The sequence below is a fragment of the Rathayibacter festucae DSM 15932 genome (genome assembly GCF_004011135.1).
Taxonomy (GTDB): Bacteria; Actinomycetota; Actinomycetes; order Actinomycetales; family Microbacteriaceae; genus Rathayibacter; species Rathayibacter festucae.
Window position 1 is genome coordinate 2,691,137 of sequence record NZ_CP028137.1, and the last position, 22,069, is coordinate 2,713,205.

Below are 22,069 nucleotides of genomic sequence, written 5' to 3' on the forward strand. Positions count from 1 at the left end.
CCGTCCGTCCCGGCCCGCTCCCCCGGCGGAGGATGATGGCGGGATGGACGATGTCGTGCCCGCTCCCCTCCCCGCCGCTCTGCCCGCCCTCGAGGAGGTCGACGCCGGACTGCGCGTCGTCGCGCTGCCGCTGCGCACCCGCTTCCGCGGGGTCGACCATCGCGAGATCGCCCTGGTCCGCGGGCCGGAGGGCTGGACCGAGTTCTCGCCGTTCCTCGAGTACGGTCCCGCCGAGTCGGCCGCCTGGCTGCGCGCCGCCCTCGACTACGGCTGGAGCGAGCAGCCCGCGCCGCTGCGCGACCGCATCCCGGTGAACGCGACCGTGCCCGCGGTGGACGCCGGCGAGGTCGCCGCGATCCTCGCGAGCTACCACGGCTGCCGCACCGCCAAGGTGAAGGTCGCGGAGCGCGGGCAGACTCTGGCCGACGACGTGGCGCGGGTCGCCGAGGTTCGCCGGGTGCTCGGGCCGGAGGGCCGCATCCGCGTCGACGCGAACGGTGGCTGGAACGTCGACGAGGCGGAGCACGCCGTGCACGCGCTCGCCTCCGCCGACCTCGAGTACGTCGAGCAGCCGTGCGCGAGCGTCGACGAGCTCGCCGACCTGCGCCGCCGGGTGAAGTGGATGGGCATCCCCGTCGCCGCCGACGAGAGCGTGCGCAAGGCCGCGGATCCGCTCGCCGTCGCGCGCGCCGGTGCCGCCGACCTGCTCGTGGTCAAGGCCCAGCCGCTCGGCGGGGTGCGGCGGGCTCTCGACATCGTCGCCGAGGCGGGGCTGCCCGCGGTGGTCTCCAGCGCCCTCGACAGCTCGGTCGGGCTTGCGATGGGAGCGGCGCTCGCCGCAGCGCTGCCCGAGCTGCCCTACGACTGCGGGCTCGGCACGGCCTCGCTGCTCGCCGCCGACGTGACCGAGCGGCCGCTGCGGCCCGTCGACGGCGCGATCCCGGTCGAGCGGGTCGAGGTGTCGGAGGCGCTGCTGCTGCGCCACGCGGTCGCGCCGGAGCGGCTGGCCTGGTGGCGCGACCGCCTCCGCGAGACGTGGGCACTGCTCTGAGCCGCTGAGGCTGAGCGCTCCGGCCCGCCTGCGCTCAGGCGGGCGGCGCGAGCACCGAGATGATCGCGGAGTCGTCCGCCGCCGCGAGTCCCTGCGCCGCGCCGAGCAGGAAGAGCTGCTCGGCCGCCGCGGCGACCGGAGTGGCGAGCCCTGCACCGCGCGCGGCCGTGGTGACGATGCCGAGGTCCTTGACGAAGATGTCGAGGCGGCTCAGCACCTCGGCCCCGCCCTCCTCGCCGGCCTGCAGCATCCGCGGCCCGCGGTTGCCGAGCATGAACGAGCCGGCCGCGCCGGCGGAGAGCGTCTCGAGAGTGGCCGCCGGGTCGAGGCCGAGCTTCGCGGCCAGCGCGAGGGCCTCCGCCCCGGCGGCGATGTGCACGCCGCAGAGCAGCTGATTGACGGTCTTGAAGGCCTGGCCGTCGCCGGGGCGGTCGCCGATGACGCTGAGGGTCGAGGCGAGCAGGTCGAGCACGGGACGGGCCTGCTCGCGGGCGGCGGGGGTCGCTCCGACGACGATCAGCAGGTCGCCCTCCCCCGCGCGCACCGGTCCGCCGCTGAGCGGGGCGTCGACGAGGTCGACCCCGTGCTCGGCGAGCGCCGCCGCCACCTCGGTCACCTCGGTGATGCCGACCGTGCTGGTCATGATGACGACCGAGCCCGGGCGGAGCGCGGTCGCGATGCCCTCGGTATCGGCGCCGCCGAAGAGCACCTCGCGCAGCTGGGCGCCGTTCCGGACGGCGAGCAGCGTCGCGTCGGCGCCGGCCACCGCCTCGCGGGCCGAGCCGAAGGGGGTGATGCCGGCCTCGCGGGCCAGCGCGAGGCGCGGCTCGGCGATGTCGAAGCCGTGCACGGTCAGCGAGCCGGCCAGGCGGGTCGCCATCGGCAGGCCCATGGCGCCGAGGCCGAGGACGGCGACGGTGTACTCCGAGCCGGGCGTGGGAGTGGAAGCGGTGTCGGGCGTGGTCACGGAGTCCTCCAGGGGATCGGGGCGGATGAGGGTGCGCGGTCAGAGCGCGGGAGCGCGGAGCGTCGCGGCGACCTGCGCCAGCGACTCGTCGTCGCCGACGTTGCCGGCGAAGACGATGTAGGGGATGCCCGTCGCGGGGCCCTCGACGGGCTCCCAGAGCGAGACCAGGCCGGGCAGCATCGGTCCACGCACGATCGCGCGCCGGATGCCGAGGCCCTTCGACGCGACGTCACTCGAGGTGATGCCGCCCTTCGCGATGACGAAGCGCGGGCGGACGCGGGCGAGGACGCCCCGGACCACGGCGACGACGGCCGCCGAGACCCGCCGGGAGATGTCGAGGCTCTCCTGCGGGTCGTCGGTGCGGCGGAGCGAGCGGCTGGTGTGCACGGCGACGTCGCCCTCCGCGAGCGCCGCGACCGCCTCGTCGACGAGCTCGGCGAGATGCGCGGGGGCGCGCTCGGGGTCGACGGCGCGGTCGACGTCGAGCTCGAGGGTCGCCCGGAGCGATCCGGACGCCGCGAGCCGCTCGAGCTGACGCGAGGTGAGGCCGACGTGCGAGCCGACGACGACGAGGCCGCCGCGGGTCCGATCGGCCGCGTCGGATCCGCTCGGGAAGACCTCGTCCGCGGTGAGCGGCGGGTGCACCGCCTGGCCGATGCGCGCCCGGACGAACGGCGGGCCGACCCGGTAGAGCACGCGGAGGCCCGCCTCCTCCGCCTGCGCGAGACCGAGGGCCAGCAGCCGGAGGTCGTCCTCGGTGACGGCGTCGACGACCACTGGCACGCCGCCGCGGAGCGGAGCGAGCACGGCCGCGACCGCGTCGGCACCCGCGCGGATCGTGGCGAGGCCGAGCGCGACGACCCGGTCGGCGGGCCAGCGGCCCTCCGTCTTCTCCGCCACCCACTCGCGCAGGTCGGAGTGCGCGTAGCCGAAGGTCGAGTCGCGGGCGAACTCGGTCTCGGCGACCGGCTGGAGCCCGTCCGTGCCGCGCATGTAGTGGACGCCGCCGATCGTCACCCGGCCCGCGTCGGGGAAGGCGGGCACCAGGAGGACGGCGTCGACCGCGCCGTCGAGGGCGTCGGTGATGGTGTCGGTCTCGAGCGGGAAGTGGCCGCGCAAGGTCGAGTCGCCACGGCTGACGAAGGCGACCGGGACCTCGAGGGCGCGGGCGGCGGCGAGCGCGCTCGCGACGATCTCCCGGTTGCGCTCGGCGGCGTCCTCGGGCGCGAGGCTCCGGGTGTTGCTGAGGACGTAGACGGCCGGTGCGCCGGTGGCGAGCGCCCAGCGGAGGTCCTCCTCCGCCCAGCTGGTCAGCACCGGCAGATCGGCGACGGACTGCGTGCCGGTCGGGTCGTCGTCCAGCACCACGAGCACCGGCGTGCGCTCCGTCCGCGTGGCGGCGACGGCGGCGGCCTCGACCGGCACCTGCGCGGGGTACTGCTGCAGCAGCGTCGTCTCCGAGATCACCGGTACTCCTTCGTCCTTGGGTATCAGATATCTTACAAGCAGTCCGGCCTGTGGTGGAAGGGGGCCGCCCTCCTCCGGAGAAGCCATCCCTCCCTTGCTGATCGAGTAGCCCGCGCAGCGGGCGTATCGAGATCCACCACCGCCAGCACGCCGGTCTGCAGACCTCCCCGCTGGCGGTGGTCGGGTCTCGATACGCCCCTCCGGGGCTACTCGACCAGCATGTTCGCGGACAGTCGCGCGCTTCGAGCGGCACCCGCTTCTGCTGATCGAGCAGCCCGCGCAGCTCCCCCCTCATGCTGATCGAGTAGCCCGCGCAGCGGGCGTATCGAGATCCACCACCGTCTGCAGGCCGGCCGCCTACTCGGAGGAGTCGTCGCCGGAGAGCACGTAGTGCCGCAGGTCCTCGGCCGTCTGCGCGATGTGGTCGGCCATCGCCGCCCGGGAGGCGTCCGCGTCCGCGGCGCGGATCGCCTCGAGCACCGCGCGGTGCTTGACCAGGGCGTTCCGCTGGATCTGCACCAGCGCGGAGGTCTGCTCGCGCTTCGCCCGCATCACCTTGGCGAGCGGCGCGAAGACGGCGGCGACGAAGACGTTGCCCGTCGCGGCGAGGATCACGTCGTGGAAGGCGATGTCGGCGGCGACGAAGGCGGCCAGGTCGCCGCTCTCGTGCGCGGCGGTCATCTGCGCGAGCTCCTCCTCCAGCCGGGCGAGGTCGGCGTCGGAGCGGCGGACCGCGGCGAGCGCCGAGGCGCCGGTCTCGATCATCTCGCGCACCTCGATCAGGTGCAGCGACGCCTCGGCGGAGTCCACGCCGGAGGCGGTGGCCCGGAGGATCGGCTCGAGGTCGCTCCAGCGGGCGACCGGATTGACCGTGCCGCGCTTGCCCCGGCGCGCGTCGATGACGTTGAGGCCCTGGAGGCGGCCGAGCGCCTCGCGCATGGTCGCCCGGCTCACGTCGTGCGCGAGGGCCAGCTCGCCCTCGCTCGGCAGCTCGGAGCCGATCGGGATGCGGCCGGCGACGATCTCGTCGAGCAGCGCGTCGGCGACGGTCGCGACGAGGGACGGACGCGGCACTGGCCCCTCCTCGTCTCGGGCACCGGCCGGGCGGCGGGCACCGGTTCAGGCTACCCGCGGTCGGGGCGGCGCCGCCGGAGGGCCAGAATGGATCTGCTCCGGCCGCCGATGCCCGCCGCACCCCGCCCCCTTCGAGCATCGGAGTCCCGTGAACGCACCCACCGTCCCCGTCTTCCTCGACTGCGACACCGGCATCGACGACTCGCTCGCCCTCGCCTACCTGCTGCGCTCGCCGCTCGCCGAGCTCGTCGGCATCAGCACCGTCAGCGGCAACACCGACGCCCGCCAGGCCGCCGTGAACAGCCTCGGCCTGCTCGCCCTCGCGGGTCGCACCGACGTCCCCGTCGCGATCGGCGCGCACGACTTCCTCGAGGAGCCCTACTCCGGCGGGTCCCCGCACGTGCACGGCGAGAACGGCATCGGCGGCGTGCTGCTGCCCGTCGGCGCGGAGCCGGTCGACGAGGATCCCGCGGACCTGCTGCTCCGCCTCGCCCGCGAGCACGAGGGCGAGCTGCGGCTGGTCGCGATCGGCCCGCTGACGAACCTCGCGCTCGCGCTGCGCAAGCACCCCGAGCTGCCGTCGCTGCTGCACTCCGTCACCGTGATGGGCGGCGCCGGTCTCGCGCCGGGCAACGTGACCGCCGTCGCCGAGGCGAACATCTGGCACGACCCGGCCGCGGCCGCCGAGGTCGTCGCCGCGGACTGGGATCTCACGCTCGTCCCGCTCGACGTGACGATGAAGCACCTGCTGGACGAGGAGCAGCGCGACGTCCTGATCCGCTCCGCCGACCCGCTGGCGTCCGCGATCGGGCACGCGCTGGACTACTACTTCGACTTCTACGTCGGCCACTTCGGCGACCGGACCGCCGCCCTGCACGACCCGATGGCCGCGGCCATCGCCGTCGGCGCCCTGGAGCTCACCTCGGCCCCGCGCGTCCCCGTCGAGGTCGACACCTCCTTCGGTCCCGGCCGCGGCCAGACCCTCCCCGACCTCCGCGGCCTCTACCGCGACGTCCACCCCGAGGGCGCCCGCACCCGCTTCGTCCTCGCGCTGTCGGAGCCGTTCGCCCCCCACCTGATCGACGTGATCACGGGCGCCTGACCGGCTCCGCACTGCACGCCGATCGAGTAGCGCGCACCGGGCGCGTCTCGAGACCGAGTCTGCAAGCCTTCAGTGCTGATGACGGTGGGTCTCGATGCGCCCCTGCGGGGCTACTCGACCAGCAAAAAGGGTGAGGTCGCCCCGCGGTCCTGCGGACCGCGGCCCTCATGCCGATCGAGTAGCCCGCGAAGCGGGCGTATCGAGATCCACCACCGCCAGCAGGCGAGTCTGCAGACCACCCTGCTGACGACGGTGGGTCTCGATACACCCCTGCGGAGCTACTCGACCAGCATGAATGCGCCGACGGTTCTGCGAACGGCGCTGCCGCCCCAGGAGCTCGTCGCGCAGCGACGGCCGTGCTCCCGAAGGCTCGTCGCGCAGCGACGGCCCTGCCGCGAAGGCTCGTCGCGCAGCGACGGCCGTGCTCGTGAGGCTCGTCGCGCAGCGACGGCCCCACCCCCGTCAGTACGGATCTGCGGGTGCTGGTGGGTGTGATCGCAAGGCGGAGGAGGGGTGCGTAGCGGGAGCTACGGACCCCGACGACAACGCCGCGAGCGCGCCCGCCAGCGCCCGCAGATCACATGCCGGTGTCGAGGCCGGAGTAGGCGTGAAGCCCCTTGAAGAAGACGTTGACGACGCCGAAGTTGAACATGACGGCGGAGAAGCCGATGATCGCGAGCCAGGCGGAGGGGGTGCCGCGCCAGCCGCGGGTGGCGCGGGCGTGGATGTAGCCGGCGTAGATGGTCCAGATGATGAAGGTCCAGACCTCCTTGGTGTCCCAGCCCCAGTAGCGGCCCCAGGCCTTCTCGGCCCAGACGGCGCCGGCGATGAGGGTGAAGGTCCAGAGGATGAAGCCGATGATCGTGACGCGGTAGGCGAGGTTCTCGAGGGTCAGCGAGCTGGGGAGGGTGCGCAGGAAGCGGAGGACGGAGGGGGCGCTCTCGCCGCTGGTCTCCCTCCGCGACTGGAGCAGCTGGGTGACGGAGAGCGCGAAGCCGAGCGCGAAGAAGGCGGTGCCGAGGATCGCGACGAGCACGTGGATCACGAGCCAGTAGGACTGGAGGGCCGGCGGCAGCGGGACGACGTCGACGTAGTAGTTGACGGTCGCGACGCCGAGGAGGACCAGCACGAGGCCGGTGATGAACGCCCCGAGGAAGCGGAGGTCCCAGCGCAGCTGCACGGCGAGGAAGACGCCGATGATGAGGACGGTCCCGGTGATCGAGAACTCGTACATGTTGGCCCACGGCACCCGGCCGGCGGCGATGCCGCGGAGGACGGTGGCGCCGAGGTGCAGGACGAAGGCGAGGAGCGTGAGCGAGAAGCCGATCCGCATCGCCTTCGAGCGGGACGGGGCGTTGTACACCTCGTCCTCGACGCGGCTGCCGAGGCGGGAGAGCGTCGCGGTGCGTCCGCTGCCGCCGACGGAGGCCGCTCCGGACGCGACGGTGGCCTTGCCGCTCGCCGCGCGGTCGGCGGCGGCGCTGGAGGCGACCCGCTCGGCTTCGCGCACGACCTCGATCGAGTCGCCGTCGGCGACCGACGAGCGCCGGGCCAGGTCGATGGCGAAGAAGATGAAGGCCAGGGCGTAGATGCCCATGGCGGAGTAGAGGCACAGCACGGAGTACTGCGAGAGGGTCTCGATCACCCTTCCAGGGTAAGCGACGGCGCCGTGAGGCGCCCCTGCACACATGCACAGGTTGGATCACTTGACCGCGGCCGCCGCGGAGTCCGGTCCCGGCCGGCGCGAGGGCCGGCCGGGACCGGAGCAGATCGACGTCGGGGCCGGCCCGCCTCAGGGCTGGTCGAGCGGCGCGTGCCGGTCGGCGATCGTCCGGACCGCGCGGGTCAGCTGCGGGTCCTCGCCGCGGGCGAGCCCGGCGTACTCGAGCGTCAGCCCACCGTCGGCCCCGCTCGTCGCCTTCACCCACACCCGGCGCCGCGGCACGAACAGCGAGGTGAGCAGCCCCGCGAGCACGAGGATCGCGAAGAGCAGCACCCAGCCCTGGGTCGCGTCGTGGTGGATGTCGAACGAGGCGAAGCGCTTGACGCTGTCGGTCCCGACGACGGAGGGGTCGGCACCGACGTTGTCGAAGGTGACCGTGCCGAGGCCGTTGGGCAGCTCGGCGGAGTCGCCCGGCTTGAGCGTGATCGACGGCACGCCGGTCTGCCCACCGGTGAGGCGGGTGAGCGAGTCGGTGTTCAGCACGTAGACCGAGGTCGGCACGCCGCCGTCGAGGCCGAGGTCGCCCTCGAAGACGTTGAGCGAGAGCACCGGGTACTGCAGGTCCGGGAAGATCGAGGTCGATGCTCCCGAGGCCAGCTCGTCCTGGGTCGGGTAGAAGAAGCCGGTGAGCCCCACCTGCTCCGCGAGGCCGTCGGTCACCTTGACGACGCCGACCGAGGTGAGGTTCGCGTCCTGCGGGAGGAACGGCACGGAGTCGGTGAAGATCGCCTTCCCAGAGGGGTCGCGCACCGTGATCGTCGGCGCGTAGCCGTTGCCGAGCAGGTAGACATTGGTGCCGCCGACCGCGAGCGGGTCGTTGACCTTGATCGTCTCGTCGGAGGAGTCGCCGTCGCGCTGCGTGGTCGTCACGTGCGCCGTGAAGTCGACCGGCTGGCCGAGCGCCTGCTGGTTCTGCTCCTCGTACTGCACGTCGAGCGAGTCGAGGGTCAGCTGGTACGGGTCGAGCTGGCTGCTGTCGAAGAACCGGCCCGGGTTGAAGGAGTCGTAGCCGGCCAGGTTGTTGGCGAAGCCCTGCGAGCCCTCGACCAGCACGCGCTGGCCGCTGTAGCCGAAGCCGCCGCCGATGCCGACGGCCAGGAGGATGCCGACCAGCGCGGAGTGGAAGACGAGGTTGCCGGTCTCGCGGAGGTAGCCGCGCTCGGCCGAGACGCTCGACCAGCGGCCGCGCGGGTCGTCGTGGCGCTCGGTGCGGTAGCCCGCCCGGCGCAGGACGGCCTGCGCGGAGGCGATGGCCTCCTCCTCGCTCGCGCCCTCGACCTCGCGGACGGTGTAGCCGGCCAGACGCTGCAGGCGGGCCGGCGTCTTCGGCGGGCGGGAGCGCATCGCCTCGAAGTGGTGCTTCGTCCGCGGGATGATGCAGCCGATCAGCGAGACGAACAGCAGCAGGTAGATGCTCGAGAACCAGGCCGAGGTGTAGGTGTCGAACGCCTGGACCTTGTCGAGCAGCGGCGCGAGGTCCGGGTTGTCGACGAAGTACTGGGTGACGCCGTTGGGGTCGGAGGAGCGCTGCGGCACGAGCGAGCCCGGCACCGCCGCGATCGCGAGCAGCAGCAGCAGGAACAGCGCGGTGCGCATGCTGGTGAGCTGGCGCCACATCCAGCGGACCCAGCCGGTGAAGCCGAGGGTCGGCTGGGTGATCGACCCGTCGGAGTCGAAGTGGTCGGCGGGGCGGAAGGACGCGTCCGCCTTCCGCTGGGTCGCGTCGGTGCCTGCCGAGGCGTCGGTGCTCGAGTCGGACTCGGTGCTCGAGTCGGACTCAGAGCGCGGGCTGGAAGCCATTGATCACCTCGAAGAGTGCTCCGTAGACGAGGGTGTTCCACAGGCCCGTGACCATCAGGACTCCGATCAGGACGAGGGCGACGCCGCCGGCGATGTTGATGACGCGGATGTGGCGCTTCACGAACGCGAGGGTGGTGGTCACCCAGCTGAAGCCGAACGCCACCAGGAGGAAGGGGATGCCGAGGCCGAGGCAGTAGACGACCGTCAGCAGCGCACCGCGCCAGGGCGAGCCGGCGCCGTAGCTCAGGGCGAGGATCGACGTCAGCGTCGGGCCGAGGCAGGGGGTCCAACCGACGCCGAAGACGATGCCGAGCAGCGGGGCGCCGATCAGCCCGGTCGCCGGGCGGAAGCCGGGACGGATCGTGCGCTGCAGGACGGAGAGCTGGCCGATGAAGACCAGCCCCATCGCGATGACGAAGACGCCGAGCACGCGGGTGATGACGTCGGCGTAGGCGCGCAGCCAGAAGCCGATCGAGCCGGCGGCGACGCCGAAGAGGACGAAGACCAGCGAGAAGCCGAGCACGAACAGCAGCACGCCCAGCACGATGCGGCGGCGGCCCCGGGCGGCGCGCTCGTCGGCGTCGGTGAAGCCGCCGACGTAGGCGAGGTACCCCGGCACCAGCGGGAGCACGCAGGGCGACGCGAACGAGACGAGCCCGGCCAGCAGCGCGATCGGCACCGCGAGGAGGAGCTGGCCGCTGATGACGACCTCGCTCACCGCGCTACTCCGACTCCGCGAGCGTGTCGCCCACGAGCGTCGACAAAATCGACGCCTCCTGCAGCTGACCGAGGATGCGCGAGGCGACCCGGCCCTCCTTGTCGAGGACGATCGTGGTCGGCACCGCGTTCGGCGGGACGTCGCCGGTGAAGGCGAGCTGCACCGAGGAGTCGGTGTCGACGATGGAGGGGTAGCTGATGCCGTAGTCGGCCGCGAAGGAGGCGGCCGTCGGCGCCTGGTCGCGCACGTTCACGCCGACGAACGAGACGTCCTGACCGGCGAACTCGCTGTTGACCTGCTCGAGGTCCGCCGCCTCGGCGCGGCAGGGAGCGCAGCTGGCGTACCAGAAGTTGACGACGACGACCCGGCCGGCGAGATCGGCCGAGTCGATGGTCGCGCCGTCCTCGTCGGTCCCGGTGAACTCGATCGCCTCGCCCCGCTGGTCGACCGGGACCTCCGTGATCGTGCCGTCGCCGGAGATGAAGCCGTTGTTGGTGCCCTGCCGGTAGTCCTCGGCGAGCTTGTCGCGGGTGCAGCCGCTCAGCGCGAGGGCGCCGACGAGCACGAGCACGCCGAGCGCGCGGGTGCGGCGCATCAGACCGCTCCGACGTCGGTCGCGAGGCCCTGGAGGCCGGCCGCCGGGTCGGAGTAGCCGACCTCGACGAAGCGGTCGCCGCGGCGCTCGAAGGTGGTGATGCTCGACAGCGCGCAGCGGCGCTTGCGCGGGTCGTGGAAGAGCTTCTCCCCCGCGATCGCGCGGTGGGTGGTCCAGATCGGCAGCTGGTGGCTGACGAGCGCGGCGTCACCGGAGGCCGTGCCCTGCCAGGCGGACTCGAGCGCCGCGTACATCCGCGCCGAGATGGAGAGGTAGGGCTCGCCCCAGCTGGGCTCGAAGGGGTTGCGGAGCAGAGGCCAGCTGCGCGGGTCCTTGAGCGCCGAGTTGCGGGCGGCGACGCGCTTGCCCTCGAAGCGGTTGGTCGGCTCGATCAGGCGCTCGTCGGTGACGATCTCTAGCTCGAAGGCCTGCGAGATCGGCTGGGCCGACTCCTGCGTGCGCTGCAGCGGCGAGGCGAACAGCGCCGTGACGGGGCGGCGGCGCTCGAGCAGGTCGTCGGCGGCGGCGCGCGCCATCCGGTTGCCCAGGTCCGAGAGCCGGAAGTGCGGGAGTCGCCCGTAGAGGACCCGGTCGGGGTTGAAGACCTCGCCGTGCCGCACGAGATGGATCTGATCGGCAACCACGAGCGTCAAGTGTACGGAACGCCGCGTGGAGGAACGCCGGGAATAGGGACGGCCGATCCGCACCTCTGCCGTGCCCGGCTGGAGCGGCCGTTCAGCGCCGCGCGCTCACCGCCGCGGAGAGCCGCCGCACGAGCGAGCCGGGCAGGTGGCGCACCACGCTGATCGGCACGCCGAAGCGCCAGGACGGGATCGAGACGACCGAGCCGCGCGCCACATCGCGCAGGAACTCCTCGACCACCGCGTCCGCGTCCAGCCAGAGGAAGGAGGGGATCGAGGCGGTGTCCATCGCCGCGCGCTCGTGGAACTCGGTGCGCACCCAGCCCGGGCAGAGCGCCGCGGCCCGCACGCCGCTGCCGCGCAGCTCCACCGCCAGCGACTGGGTGAAGGCCGTCGCCCAGGCCTTGATCGCCGAGTACGGCCCGAGGTGCACGAAGCCGGCGACGCTCGACACGGTGAGGATCGCCCCGCGCCCGCGGCCGACCATCGCCTGCGCCGCGGCGCCGGAGAGCACGGACACGGAGCGGACCATCACCTCGAACGCCTCGTCCTGCGCCGCGACGTCGGGCTCGGCGAAGCTGCCGTCGATCCCGAAGCCGGCGTTGTTGACCAGCACCCGGACGGGCCGCTCCGGGTCGACGAGCCGGATTCGCACCCGCTCGACGTCCCCGCGGTCGGAGAGGTCGGCGGGCAGCACCTCGACGTGCGGGGCGCCGAGCGCGCGGAAGGCGGCGGCCGCCTCCTCGAGCCGGCCCCGGTCGCGGGCGACGAGGACGAGGTCGAAGCCCCGGCGGGCGAAGGCGCGCCCGAAGGCGGCCCCGATGCCGGTGGACGCTCCGGTGATCAGTGCGGTGCTCATGCGGGCGACGCTACCGCGCCGCGGACCGCCGACCGGCCGGCACCGCGGCGCACGGCTCGCCCGCCGACAGCCGCCCGTCCCGCATCGTCGCCACGCGGTCGAGCCGCGGGAGGTGCGCCTCCTCGTGCGTCACCAGGAGCGTCGCCGTGCCGCGCTCCCGGGTGAGGCGGACGATCAGGTCGACGATCGCCGCGCCGCGCTCGGTGTCCAGGGCGCTCGTCGGCTCGTCGACCAGCAGCACCGACGGCGCGTTCATCAGCGCGCGGGCGATGTTCACCCGCTGCCGCTGACCGCCCGAGAGCTGCGCCGGGCGGGCGTGGGCGCGGTCCGCGAGACCGACCTCCGCGAGCAGCTCGTCCGCCCGCGCCGTCGCCGAGCTCCGCCGCCGGTCGCCGAGCCGGTCCATCACCAGCAGCTGCTCGCGGGCCGTCAGCGCCGGCAGCAGGTTCGCCTGCTGGAAGACGATGCCGATCCGCGAGCGGCGCAGCCGGGCCGCCCCCGCCCGGGACAGGCGCGACACGTCGTCGCCGTCGATCAGCACGCGGCCGGAGTCCGGGCGGATCAGCGTCGCCGCCAGGGCGAGCAGGCTGGACTTGCCGGAGCCGCTCGGGCCGGTCAGCCCGGTCACGGTGCCCGGCCGGCACTCGAGGTCGGCCCGGTCGACGGCGGTGAGGCGCGAGCCGCCGTCGTCGAACGTGAGGGTGGCGTCGTGCAGTTCGATCATCGTGCGCTCCCGAGTGCGGTGAGGGGGTCGGTGGAGACGACGGCGCGCAGGGCCGCGGCGGCGCCGAGCAGTCCCAGCGCGATCATCAGGGCGGCCGGGGCCAGCGTGGTCACGGGGCTGAGCAGGAACGGCAGGGCGGTCCCGGCGAGGCTCCCGAGCCCGACCACGGCGAGCAGCCCCGCGCCCGTCCCGGCGATCAGCACGGCGAGGGCCTGGCCGAGGGAGTCCCGGAGGAGGGAGCGCGTCGATGCGCCGAGGGCCTTCAGGACGGCGATGTCGCCGGAGCGCTGCATCGTCCAGACCGTGAAGAACGCGCCGACGACCAGCGCGGCGATCCCGAAGAGCATCGCGACCATCAGCAGCAGCGAGCCGATCTCGGACCGGAACGACCCGATCGCGCTGAGCGCGGCGAGCGGAGCGCGCGAGACCGTGCCGGTCGCCGCCTCCCCCGCCGCCCAGTCCGACGAGCCGCGCACCGCGAGGACGGTCGCGTCGGCCGGTGTGCCGAGCGAGGCCGCGAGCGCCTGCCAGGCGGCCAGCGGGAGGCGGACGACGGGGGTGTGGCTGTACCAGTCGTCGCCGCCGATCGAGGAGACGACGGCGGAGGTGCCCGCGATGCTCACGGTGTCGCCGACGCCGACGCCGAGCGCTCTCGCCGCCGGTGCCGAGAGGGCGATGCCGCCCGGGTCGGCCGGCGCCCCGAGCGCCGCGTCGACGCCGAGGACGGCGACAGCGACGCGCGCACCGCCCGCCTCCGCCCGGGCCTGCAGCACGCCGAGCGGCTCGACGGACGCGACGCCCGGCAGCGCCGCCCACTCCGCCTCCTGCTGCGCGGTGACCGAGGAGTCGGCGAACGAGGGCGCGTCGGCGCCGGCCGAGAAGACGAGGCGGTCGGCGGGGACGCCGAGCACCGCCGAGACGTTCTGCAGGGCCAGACCGCCGGTCAGGCCGGAGAGGAACCCCACCAGGAGGGTGATTAGCGCGACCACCGCGCCGATGAGCAGGAAGCGGCCGCGTGCGGAACGCAGCTCGCGCCAGGCGACGAACACGGGGACCTCCAGGGAGTCGATGCCGCGGGGATCGGCGGCCCCTCCAGCCTGGAAGCGGCGCGCATCCGGCGCATCGTGCGGTCGACCGGGGCCGCCGCCCGTTCTTCGAGGGACGGCCGCCTCCTCCTTTCGCACGATGACAGGCGGCCCCGCGGTGCGTAGCGTTCCCCCGTGCCGCACACTCCGCTCGCCCCCGTCCTGACGGGACTGCGCGCGGGACTGCACCTCCTGGTCGGCGGCCTGCTCGTCCTCGTCGCCGTGCGCACGCTCGTCGAGCCCGGCCCGCGCACCCCGGTGGTGCTCCTTCTCTGCCTCCTCCTGCTCGGCGCGTACCTCGCCGGGCCGCGCTGGACGGCTCGCTCGCGGCGCCGCGGGCTGCTCTGGCTCGCGGGAGTGACCCTCGCCTGGGCCGCTCTCGTCCTGCTCGAGTCCGACGCCGCCTACCTCGCGTTCCCGCTGTTCTTCCTGGCGATGCACGTGCTGCCCCCGCGGGCGGCGATCGCCGCGGTGCTCGGCCTCACCGCCATCGCCGTCGCGGCGCTCGGCTGGGACGGCCGGTGGAGCATCGGCGGGATCGTCGGCCCGGTGATCGCCGCCGGGATCGCGATCCTGATCGGCCTCGCCGCGCGGGCGCTGGCCCGCGAGGCGCGCGAGCGGGAGGAGCTGCTCGCCGAGCTGCTCGCCACCCGCGACCGGCTCGGGGCGAGCGAGCGCGCGGCCGCCGTCGCCGAGGAGCGCTCGCGCCTGGCCCGCGAGATCCACGACACCGTCGCGCAGGGCCTCTCCAGCATCCAGATGCTGCTGCACGCGGCCGAGCGGGCGGACCCCGGACGGCCGGGCATCGAGCACGTCCGGCTCGCCCGGGAGACGGCCGCCGCCGATCTGCACGAGACCCGGCGCTTCATCCGCGAGCTCTCCCCGCCCGCCCTCGACAGCGAGAGCATCGACGGAGCGCTGCGGCGACTGGCCGGCACGCACTGGGAGCGCTCGGGAGTCGTCGTGACGGTCGACGCCGAGGACGGTCGCGCGCTGCCGATGCAGACGCAGACCGCGCTGCTCCGGCTCGCCCAGGGCGCGGTCGCGAACGCACTGCGGCACTCGGGAGCGAGCACGGTCGCGCTGACGCTCCGCAGCGACCGCGGCACCGCCCGGCTCGAGATCGCGGACGACGGGACCGGCTTCGATCCCGAGGCGGACACCCCCTCGGCCCGGCTCGACTCCTTCGGCCTGCGGGCGATGCGCGAGCGGGCCGAGCAGCTCGGCGGGCGGCTGGACGTCGACTCGTCGCCGGCCGGGACGACGGTCCGCGCCGAGCTCCCCGCGGGAGGCGCCGCGTGATCCGCGTGCTCCTCGTCGACGACCACCCCATCGTCCGCGCGGGGCTGCGCGCGCTGATCGGCGCGGAGGACGGGCTGACCGTGGTCGGCGAGGCCGGCTCCCCCGCGGAGGCGATCGACGCCGCCGCCCGCCTGCACCCGGACGTGGTGCTGATGGACCTGCGCTTCGGCGCCGACCGCGAGACCGGCGTCGACGCGACGCGGGCGCTGCGCTCCTCCGCCGAGCCGCCCTCCGTCCTCGTCCTCACGACCTACGACACCGACGCCGACATCCTGGGCGCGGTGGAGGCCGGCGCGAGCGGCTACCTGCTCAAGGACGCGCCGCCGGAGGAGCTGCTCGCGGCGATCCGCGCGGCCGCCGCCGGCGAGAGCGCGCTCGCCCCCGCCGTCGCCGCGCGGCTGCTCGAGCGGCTCCGCTCCCCCGCCCCGCGGCTCAGCGCCCGCGAGACCGAGGTGCTCGCCCTCGTAGCCCAGGGCCTCAGCAACACCGAGGTCGCCGCCCGGCTGTTCGTGACCGAGACCACCGTCAAGTCGCACCTCGCGCACGTGTTCGCGAAGCTCGGCGTCGCCTCCCGCACTGCAGCCGTCTCGGCGGCCCGCCGCTCGGGGATCGTGCGCTGAGCCGTCCGCTCCCGGAGGCGTCCCGCGACACTCGCGGAGCCGTGATCCGTTGACACCGCCCTGCGCGGCTCCTTAGTGTGTGCTCAGATTGAAGCGCTTCAGGACTTCGATCGACTCAATGGTGAGGATCAGCACATGCAACTGAAGCCCCTGCGACCGACGAACATGCCGCGCCCCGCGCGCCGGCGGGGACGGTGGGCGCTCGTCGCCGCCACCGCGCTCGCCCTGACCGCTCCGACCCTCGTCGGCGCGACCGCCCCCGCCGCCGCCGTCGACTGCTCGAGCGTCCCGTGGATGGACGCCTCGAAGACCCCCGAGCAGCGCGCCGACGCGCTGCTCGCCGCGAGCTCGCCGCAGCAGAAGTACCGCTGGCTGGTGGAGCAGCCCGCCAACGCGCCCCAGCAGACGGTCTTCTCCGGGGTCGAGTACCCGGTGCAGGTGCCGTGCACCCCGCTCGTCACGTACACCGACGGCCCCGACGGGGTCCGCTTCACCGAGGGCGTGACCGCCTTCCCCGCACCGATCTCGGTCGCAGCGACCTGGAACACGGCGCTCGCCGAGCAGAAGGGCGCGGCACAGGGCGCCGAGGCCTTCGACAAGGGCAAGAACGGCGTGCTCGGCCCCGGCCTGGCCGGCGGGCGCGACCCGCGCTCGGGACGCACGCCGGAGTACTTCGGCGAGGATCCGCTGCTCACCGGTCTGCTCACGGCCGCGACCGTGAACGGCCTGGAGGACGGGAACCCGGACAAGCCGGTGATCTCGGACCTCAAGCACTACGTCGCGAACGAGCAGGAGCTCGACCGGCAGACCAGCTCCTCGAACGTCGACGAGCGCACCCTCAAGCAGGTCTACGAGCTGCCGTTCGAGATCGCCCTGAGCAAGAGCTCGCCCGAGAGCGTCATGTGCTCGTACAACCAGATCAACGGCGTCCACGCCTGCGAGAACCCGCTGCTGACCACGAACCTCAAGGACGACCTCGGCTTCGACGGCTACGTGGTCTCGGACTTCGGTGCCGTGCACTCGACGGCGGCCTCGCTCGTCGCCGGACTCGACCAGGAGCTCAACCGGCCGCGCTTCTACACTCCCGCCCTGCTCGACGCCGCGCTCGCGGCCGGCGAGATCACCCAGGGCCACATCGACGCGGCGGCGAAGCGGGTCGTCGCGGCCTACGTGCGCGGCGGGCTCTTCGACAACCCGGTGCCGACGACGCCCGTGGCGGACGCCTCCACCGCGGAGCACAAGGCCGTCGCCCGGACGCTCGCGGAGCAGGGCACGGTGCTGCTCAAGAACGACGGCGTCCTGCCCCTCTCGGTCGAGAAGGGCGCGACGATCGCCGTCATCGGCGCGACGGCGTCGAGCACGGTCACCGACGGGATCAGCGCCGCCTCGGTCTGCAGCATGGCCTGGCGCTTCAACAACGCGGGCACGCTGAACTGCGAGGACCTGGTCTCCCCCGAGACCGCGATCCGCGAGCGGGCCGCCGCGGCCGGCGCGAGCGTCGTCTTCGACCCGGGCACCGATCCGGCGAGCGCCGCCGCGACCGCCGCAGCCGCCGACGTCGCGATCGTCTTCGGCTACCAGCGGATGGGCGAGTTCGACGACCTGGCCGACCTGCGCCTCGCCGGTGGCGGTGACGCCCTGATCGAGACCGTCGCCTCGGCGAACCCGTCGACCGTCGTGGTGCTGAACACCGGCTCCGCGGTGGAGATGCCCTGGCTCGACAGCGTCTCGGGCGTCTTCGAGGCCTGGTACGGCGGCGAGCAGGTCGGCCCGGCACTCGCGGGTCTGCTCTTCGGCGACGTGAACCCCTCGGGCAAGCTGCCGATGACGTTCCCGAAGTCGCTCGCGGACGTCCCCGCGAGCACTCCCGCCCAGTACCCCGGCGTCTTCGCCGACGGATCGACGGAGCGCCCCGCGGGGAGCACCGAGATCCGCCAGGTCGACTACGCCGAGGGACTCGCGGTCGGCTACAAGTGGTACGAGTCGCAGGGGATCGAGCCGCTCTTCGCGTTCGGCCACGGCCTCTCCTACACGACGTTCGACTACGCGAAGGCGAAGCTGACGCCGACGATCACGTTCGACAGGTCCGCGAAGTCCGGCATCAAGGACATCGGGATCGACATCTCCTTCCGCGTGACGAACTCGGGCGACCGGGCGGGCACCGAGGTCGCGCAGGCGTACCTCACCCTCCCGAGCTCGACCGGCGAGCCGGCGCAGCGCCTGGTCGGCTTCGAGCGGGTGACCCTGCAGCCCGGCGAGTCGAAGACCGTGAAGGTCTCGCTCTCGGCGAAGGACGTGGCCGACCTGCGTCTCCTGCAGTACTGGGACGTGAAGAGCGACTCCTGGGTCGCCGCCCGCGGCACGTACACCGTGTCGGTCGGCGGCTCCGTCGACGCGTCGCGCACGACCACGGTGCGCATCCCCTAGGCGCTCGCGCCACCACGGCCCGCGGTCGGGATCGCTCCCGGCCGCGGGCCTCGCCGTGCCGAGCGCGCTGATACCGTGACCTCCGACCGCCGGACGGCGGACGCGACGGAGGCAGGGATGACCGCGGCAGAGAGCTCGCCCGCGCGGCGCCCGCCCGCCCGCATGCAGGACGTCGCCAGCCTGGCGGGAGTCGCACTCGGGACCGTCTCGAACGTGGTGAACCGACCGCTGCTGGTCGCACCGGCGACGCGCGAGCGGGTGCAGCGGGCGATCGACGAGCTCGGCTTCACCCCCAACCGCGCGGCCCGCGCGCTGGCCGCGGGGACGAGCAGCACCGTCGGCTTCGTCGTGATCGACCTCAGCAACTCCTTCTTCCTGGACATGGCGCGCGGTGCCGAGCACGCCGCCGAGGGCGCGGGGATGAGCGTCGTGCTCGGCAACGCCGACATGCGCGCGGCCAAGCAGGGCACCTACCTCGACCTCTTCACCGAGGAGCAGGTCGCCGGGATCCTCCTGGCCCCGCTGCCGGGGACGGCGCCCGACGTCGTCGCCGAGCGCCGCGGCGGGCGACGGGTCGTGCTGCTCAACGACGCCGCCGTCGACGGCGCCTGCACGGTCAGCGCCGACGACGAGCACGGCGGCTACCTCGCCGCGCGGCACCTGATCGACCTCGGCCGCCGCCGGCTCGCCTTCGCCGGTGATCCGAGCATCGCGAACCCCGTCCGCGAGCGCCTGCGCGGGGTCGAGCGCGCGATCGCCGAGACGAACGGCGCGGTCTCGCTCGAGCTGGATCCTACCGCGGAGGTGCAGGTGGAGGACGGCCGCCGGTTCGGCCACCTGATCGCCGCCCGCGCACCGGAGGACCGCCCGGACGGCATCGTCGCGGCAGCGGACCTGCTCGCGCTCGGCATCGTGCAGTCGATCCTGTCGGAGTCGGACATCCGGCTCCCGGTCGATCTCGCCATCACCGGCTACGACGACAACCGCTCCGCCTGGGACAGCCTCGTGCCGATCACGACCATGGCGCAGCCCGGCGAGGCGATGGGGGCGGCCGCGATCCGGCTGCTGCTGGACGAGCTGCTGCACGGGCCGGAGCACGAGCACCGGCACGAGGTGCTCGAGCCGACGCTGATCGTCCGCGGCAGCACGGTCGAGGGAGCCCGCGGCAGCCGCTGACCGGCGCCGACGGGGCGCCCGCGGCGGGCCCCGAGTAGACTCCCCTACCGTGACCGACGAGACCCGCCTCCCCCGAACCACCGTCAGCAAGCTCGCCGCGCTCGAGGACGGGCCGGTGCGCGTCGCCGGCTGGGTCGAGACCGTGCGCGATCAGAAGAAGGTGCAGTTCGTCGTCCTCCGCGACGAGTCCGGCGCCGTGCAGCTGGTGAACCCGGCCGTCCGCGAGGCGGTCGAGGGCGACGACGCCTCCGCCGCGAAGCTCGCGATCACCGAGGCGATCTCCGGGCTCGCGCAGGGCTCGTTCGTCAGCGTGACCGGCCAGCTCAAGCACGACGAGCGCGTCAAGCTCGGCGGCCTCGAGGTCAAGCTCGAGACGCTCGAGATCGTCAGCGCGTCGATCCCCGAGGCGCCGATCGCGGCCGACTCCGGCATCGACAAGCGGATGGACTGGCGCTTCCTCGACCTGCGCCGCCCCGAGCAGAACCTCATCGCCCGGGTGCAGACCACGTTCGAGCACGCGCTGCGCACGTACTGGATCGAGCACGACTTCATCGAGATCCACACGCCGAAGCTGATGGCGAGCGCCTCCGAGTCGCGCGCCGAGCTCTTCGAGGTCGAGTACTTCGAGACCAAGGCGTACCTCGCGCAGAGCCCGCAGTTCTTCAAGCAGATGGCGCAGCCGGCCGGCTTCGGCAAGGTCTTCGAGGTCGGGCCCGCGTTCCGCGCCGACCCGAGCTTCACCTCCCGGCACGCGACCGAGTTCACCAGCGTCGACGCCGAGGTCTCCTGGATCGACTCGCACGAGGACGTGATGGAGCTGCACGAGCAGCTCATCGTCGCCGGCCTCACCGCGGTCGTCGAGAAGCACGGCGAGGCGATCAAGGCGCTCTTCGACATCGACCTGCGCGTGCCGACCACGCCGTTCCCGCGCATCCCGCTCGCCGAGGCCAAGCGGATCGTCGCCGAGCGCGGCTACGAGGTGCCCCGCGCCGACGACGACATGGACCCCGAGGGCGAGCGCCGCATCGCGGCCTACGTGCAGGAGGAGTTCGGCCACGACTTCGTCTTCCTGACCGACTACGCCTCGAGCATCCGGCCGTTCTACCACATGCGCCGCGAGGGCGACGGGACGATCACCAACAGCTACGACCTCATCTACAACGGCGTCGAGATCTCCACCGGCGCGCAGCGCGAGCACCGCGTCGACGTCCTCGTCGAGCAGGCGCGCGAGAAGGGCCTGGAGCCGGAGGAGCTCGAGTTCTACCTCGACTTCTTCCGCTACGGCGTCCCCCCGCACGGCGGCTTCGGCATGGGCCTCTCCCGCGTGATCATGCTGATGCTCGGCCAGGCGAACCTCCGCGAGGTCACCTACCTCTTCCGCGGCCCCACGCGCCTGCTGCCGTAGGCGTCGGCGGACCGGGGTCTCCCCCATGCTGATCGAGTAGCCCTCGCAGAGGGCGTATCGAGATCCACCCACCGAACGACGGCGGGTCTCGATACGCCGCTGCGCGGCTACTCGACCAGCATGAAGGCGCGCACGCGTTCACTTCATGCTGCAAGCGCGGGCGTCCGTCTCATGCTGATCGAGTAGCCCTCGCAGAGGGCGTCAGCGGGGCAGGCGCTCGTACGGGACGCGGCGGCTGAGCCAGGCGAGCAGGCCGGCGACGAGCGCCGCGACCGCCGCGGGGACGAGCAGCAGCCAGAGCGCCGACGTCACGGCGACGAGCGCGAGCGCCACCGAGGCGACGCCGGCGCCGATCGCGAAGTTCCAGCGCACGTCGGTCGCCACCCCGGCCTCCGGTCGCGCCCAGAGCACGACGAGCGCCGTCGCGATCGGCCCGAGCAGCAGCCCGAGCACGAACCAGCGCCAGCGCGAGCGGCCCTTCTGCTCGGCGAGGCCGGCCGTGACGATCGCGAGAGCGAGCCAGAGCCAGCCGGAGCCTTGGGTGAGAGTCATGCCCGGAGCCTACGGCGCGGGCAGGATCATCAGGTCGAGGTAGTCGGTCAGGCAGGCCACCATGTCGACCGCGTCGTTCTCCAGCAGCCACTGCAGCTGGATCCCGTCCCAGAGCGCGATGATCGACGCGGCCACCCGGTCCGGATCCGCGCCCTCGCGCAGCCGGCCCTCGGCGCGCAGCTCTCGGAGCTGGCCGGCGTAGTCCGCGCGCAGCCGCTGGAAGCGCGACGCGAAGAAGTCGCGCCCCGGGTGCTCGTCGGTCGTCGACTCGCCGCAGAGCACCGCGTAGAGCTCGATCACGCCGGGCGCCGTCTCGTTGTAGCGGGTCTGGCGGACGATGCCCTCGACGAGCCCCTCCTCAGGATCGACGGGCGTCGAGCCGTCGCCGGTGATCCGGTCGCGGTGCTGCAGCACGGCCAGGAGCAGATCGGTCTTCGACGGGAAGTAGTGCAGCAGGCTCGTCTGGCTGAGCCCGACCCGGTCGGCGACGTCCTGCAGCGAGCCGCGGGCGTAGCCGCGGGCGGCGAAGACCGCGTGCGCCGCCTCGATGATCGCGCGCCGGCGCTCGGCCGACTTCGCGTACGGGCCGCGGCGCGCGCTCCGGGTGGTGCCCGCCTCCGCCATCGGCCGCTCCTCGCCCTCGAAGTGCCGGCTGCGCAGCCGGTCGATCGCCCAGCGTAGCGCGCGCTCGGAGCGACCGAGCGGTGCCCTCCACCAATTTCGAGTACGCACTCGAAATTGTGGTAGCGTCCGGATCAGCCGGGCGGACTGGTCCCGGACT

General features: G+C 73.4%; 20 protein-coding genes. 7 read left to right on the top strand and 13 right to left on the bottom strand.

Annotation, left to right across the window (positions count from 1 at the left end):
• Positions 1-43 precede the first annotated feature (43 nt).
• Positions 44-1,051, top strand: coding sequence for an o-succinylbenzoate synthase (locus C1I64_RS12435; RefSeq protein WP_127887414.1), 1,008 nt, complete (start codon positions 44-46; stop codon positions 1,049-1,051).
• Positions 1,052-1,085: 34 nt separating this feature from the next.
• Here C1I64_RS12435 and C1I64_RS12440 read toward each other — a convergent pair whose 3' ends face one another.
• The 3 genes from C1I64_RS12440 to C1I64_RS12450 form a co-directional block, all read right to left on the bottom strand.
• Positions 1,086-2,018 carry an NAD(P)-dependent oxidoreductase gene (locus C1I64_RS12440; protein WP_279630170.1) on the bottom strand — a complete coding sequence of 311 codons (933 nt, stop codon included), beginning with the start codon at positions 2,016-2,018 and terminating at the stop codon, positions 1,086-1,088.
• 39 nt (positions 2,019-2,057) lie between these two features.
• On the bottom strand, positions 2,058-3,485 hold the full coding sequence (locus tag C1I64_RS12445) for a four-carbon acid sugar kinase family protein (protein ID WP_244209464.1): 1,428 nt from the start codon (positions 3,483-3,485) through the stop codon (positions 2,058-2,060).
• A gap of 357 nt (positions 3,486-3,842) precedes the next feature.
• Positions 3,843-4,559, bottom strand: a complete 717-nt coding sequence (locus tag C1I64_RS12450; protein WP_127887416.1) for a FadR/GntR family transcriptional regulator — start codon at positions 4,557-4,559, stop codon at positions 3,843-3,845.
• Between the two features lie 148 nt (positions 4,560-4,707).
• On the opposite strand from C1I64_RS12450, the gene C1I64_RS12455 reads away from it, so the two are divergent.
• Complete coding sequence (locus C1I64_RS12455) at positions 4,708-5,661, top strand: nucleoside hydrolase (RefSeq protein ID WP_244209465.1); 954 nt, start codon at positions 4,708-4,710, stop codon at positions 5,659-5,661.
• A gap of 577 nt (positions 5,662-6,238) precedes the next feature.
• Here the strand turns inward: C1I64_RS12455 and ccsB are convergent.
• The 8 genes from ccsB to C1I64_RS12495 form a co-directional block, all read right to left on the bottom strand.
• Complete coding sequence (gene ccsB / locus C1I64_RS12460; RefSeq protein ID WP_425272907.1) at positions 6,239-7,306, bottom strand: c-type cytochrome biogenesis protein CcsB; 1,068 nt, start codon at positions 7,304-7,306, stop codon at positions 6,239-6,241.
• Positions 7,307-7,453: 147 nt separating this feature from the next.
• Positions 7,454-9,184 carry a cytochrome c biogenesis protein ResB gene (gene resB, locus C1I64_RS12465; protein ID WP_127887418.1) on the bottom strand — a complete coding sequence of 577 codons (1,731 nt, stop codon included), beginning with the start codon at positions 9,182-9,184 and terminating at the stop codon, positions 7,454-7,456.
• Positions 9,162-9,902 carry a cytochrome c biogenesis CcdA family protein gene (locus tag C1I64_RS12470; protein WP_123446603.1) on the bottom strand — a complete coding sequence of 247 codons (741 nt, stop codon included), beginning with the start codon at positions 9,900-9,902 and terminating at the stop codon, positions 9,162-9,164. Before C1I64_RS12470 ends, resB begins: the two co-directional genes overlap by 23 nt.
• Before the next feature lie 4 nt (positions 9,903-9,906).
• The gene (locus C1I64_RS12475) at positions 9,907-10,497 is read right to left on the bottom strand and encodes a TlpA family protein disulfide reductase (protein WP_127887419.1); all 591 of its coding nucleotides are present in this window, start codon (positions 10,495-10,497) and stop codon (positions 9,907-9,909) included.
• Positions 10,497-11,141 (bottom strand): histidine phosphatase family protein, encoded by a 645-nt coding sequence (locus C1I64_RS12480; RefSeq protein ID WP_123446605.1) that lies wholly within the window; start codon positions 11,139-11,141, stop codon positions 10,497-10,499. The genes C1I64_RS12475 and C1I64_RS12480 overlap by 1 nt, the downstream gene beginning before the upstream one ends.
• Positions 11,142-11,232: 91 nt before the next feature.
• Positions 11,233-11,997, bottom strand: coding sequence for an SDR family NAD(P)-dependent oxidoreductase (locus C1I64_RS12485; RefSeq protein WP_127887420.1), 765 nt, complete (start codon positions 11,995-11,997; stop codon positions 11,233-11,235).
• A gap of 10 nt (positions 11,998-12,007) precedes the next feature.
• Positions 12,008-12,721 (bottom strand): ABC transporter ATP-binding protein, encoded by a 714-nt coding sequence (locus C1I64_RS12490; RefSeq protein WP_123705354.1) that lies wholly within the window; start codon positions 12,719-12,721, stop codon positions 12,008-12,010.
• Positions 12,718-13,770: an ABC transporter permease gene (locus C1I64_RS12495; protein WP_127887421.1), complete on the bottom strand. Its 1,053-nt coding sequence runs from the start codon at positions 13,768-13,770 to the stop codon at positions 12,718-12,720. The genes C1I64_RS12490 and C1I64_RS12495 overlap by 4 nt, the downstream gene beginning before the upstream one ends.
• Positions 13,771-13,941: 171 nt before the next feature.
• Here C1I64_RS12495 and C1I64_RS12500 point away from each other — a divergent pair, with 171 nt between their 5' ends.
• The 5 genes from C1I64_RS12500 to aspS all read left to right on the top strand — a co-directional run bounded on the left by C1I64_RS12500 (position 13,942) and on the right by aspS (position 20,736).
• Entirely contained in the window at positions 13,942-15,108 is a 1,167-nt protein-coding gene (locus tag C1I64_RS12500; RefSeq protein ID WP_127887422.1) for an ATP-binding protein, read from the top strand.
• Positions 15,105-15,728 (top strand): response regulator, encoded by a 624-nt coding sequence (locus tag C1I64_RS12505; RefSeq protein ID WP_127887423.1) that lies wholly within the window; start codon positions 15,105-15,107, stop codon positions 15,726-15,728. Before C1I64_RS12500 ends, C1I64_RS12505 begins: the two co-directional genes overlap by 4 nt.
• A 135-nt stretch (positions 15,729-15,863) precedes the next feature.
• A complete protein-coding gene (locus C1I64_RS12510; RefSeq protein WP_208645122.1) occupies positions 15,864-18,155 on the top strand; it encodes a beta-glucosidase in 2,292 nt (763 codons plus the stop codon).
• A 117-nt stretch (positions 18,156-18,272) separates the two neighbouring features.
• Positions 18,273-19,331 carry a LacI family DNA-binding transcriptional regulator gene (locus tag C1I64_RS12515; RefSeq protein ID WP_127887424.1) on the top strand — a complete coding sequence of 353 codons (1,059 nt, stop codon included), beginning with the start codon at positions 18,273-18,275 and terminating at the stop codon, positions 19,329-19,331.
• Between the two features lie 49 nt (positions 19,332-19,380).
• A complete protein-coding gene (gene aspS / locus C1I64_RS12520) occupies positions 19,381-20,736 on the top strand; it encodes an aspartate--tRNA(Asn) ligase (protein WP_243581297.1) in 1,356 nt (451 codons plus the stop codon).
• 201 nt (positions 20,737-20,937) lie between these two features.
• On the opposite strand, the gene C1I64_RS12525 is transcribed toward aspS, so the two are convergent.
• Together C1I64_RS12525 and C1I64_RS12530 are read right to left on the bottom strand one after the other, a co-directional pair.
• A complete protein-coding gene (locus C1I64_RS12525; protein ID WP_127887425.1) occupies positions 20,938-21,288 on the bottom strand; it encodes a hypothetical protein in 351 nt (116 codons plus the stop codon).
• Positions 21,289-21,297: 9 nt separating this feature from the next.
• Positions 21,298-21,912, bottom strand: coding sequence for a TetR/AcrR family transcriptional regulator (locus C1I64_RS12530; RefSeq protein WP_127887426.1), 615 nt, complete (start codon positions 21,910-21,912; stop codon positions 21,298-21,300).
• Positions 21,913-22,069: the final 157 nt, after the last annotated feature.

Bases quoted from the DNA above. Each gene is read 5' to 3' on its own strand.
- C1I64_RS12515 (WP_127887424.1), top strand. From the start codon at position 18,273: ATGACCGCGGCAGAGAGCTCGCCCGCGCGGCGCCCGCCCGCCCGCATG.
- resB (WP_127887418.1), bottom strand. From the start codon at position 9,184: ATGGCTTCCAGCCCGCGCTCTGAGTCCGACTCGAGCACCGAGTCCGAC.
- C1I64_RS12490 (WP_123705354.1), bottom strand. From the start codon at position 12,721: ATGATCGAACTGCACGACGCCACCCTCACGTTCGACGACGGCGGCTCG.
- C1I64_RS12510 (WP_208645122.1), top strand. From the start codon at position 15,864: ATGCAACTGAAGCCCCTGCGACCGACGAACATGCCGCGCCCCGCGCGC.
- C1I64_RS12435 (WP_127887414.1), top strand. From the start codon at position 44: ATGGACGATGTCGTGCCCGCTCCCCTCCCCGCCGCTCTGCCCGCCCTC.
- C1I64_RS12525 (WP_127887425.1), bottom strand. From the start codon at position 21,288: ATGACTCTCACCCAAGGCTCCGGCTGGCTCTGGCTCGCTCTCGCGATC.
- C1I64_RS12485 (WP_127887420.1), bottom strand. From the start codon at position 11,997: ATGAGCACCGCACTGATCACCGGAGCGTCCACCGGCATCGGGGCCGCC.
- C1I64_RS12530 (WP_127887426.1), bottom strand. From the start codon at position 21,912: ATGGCGGAGGCGGGCACCACCCGGAGCGCGCGCCGCGGCCCGTACGCG.
- C1I64_RS12475 (WP_127887419.1), bottom strand. From the start codon at position 10,497: ATGCGCCGCACCCGCGCGCTCGGCGTGCTCGTGCTCGTCGGCGCCCTC.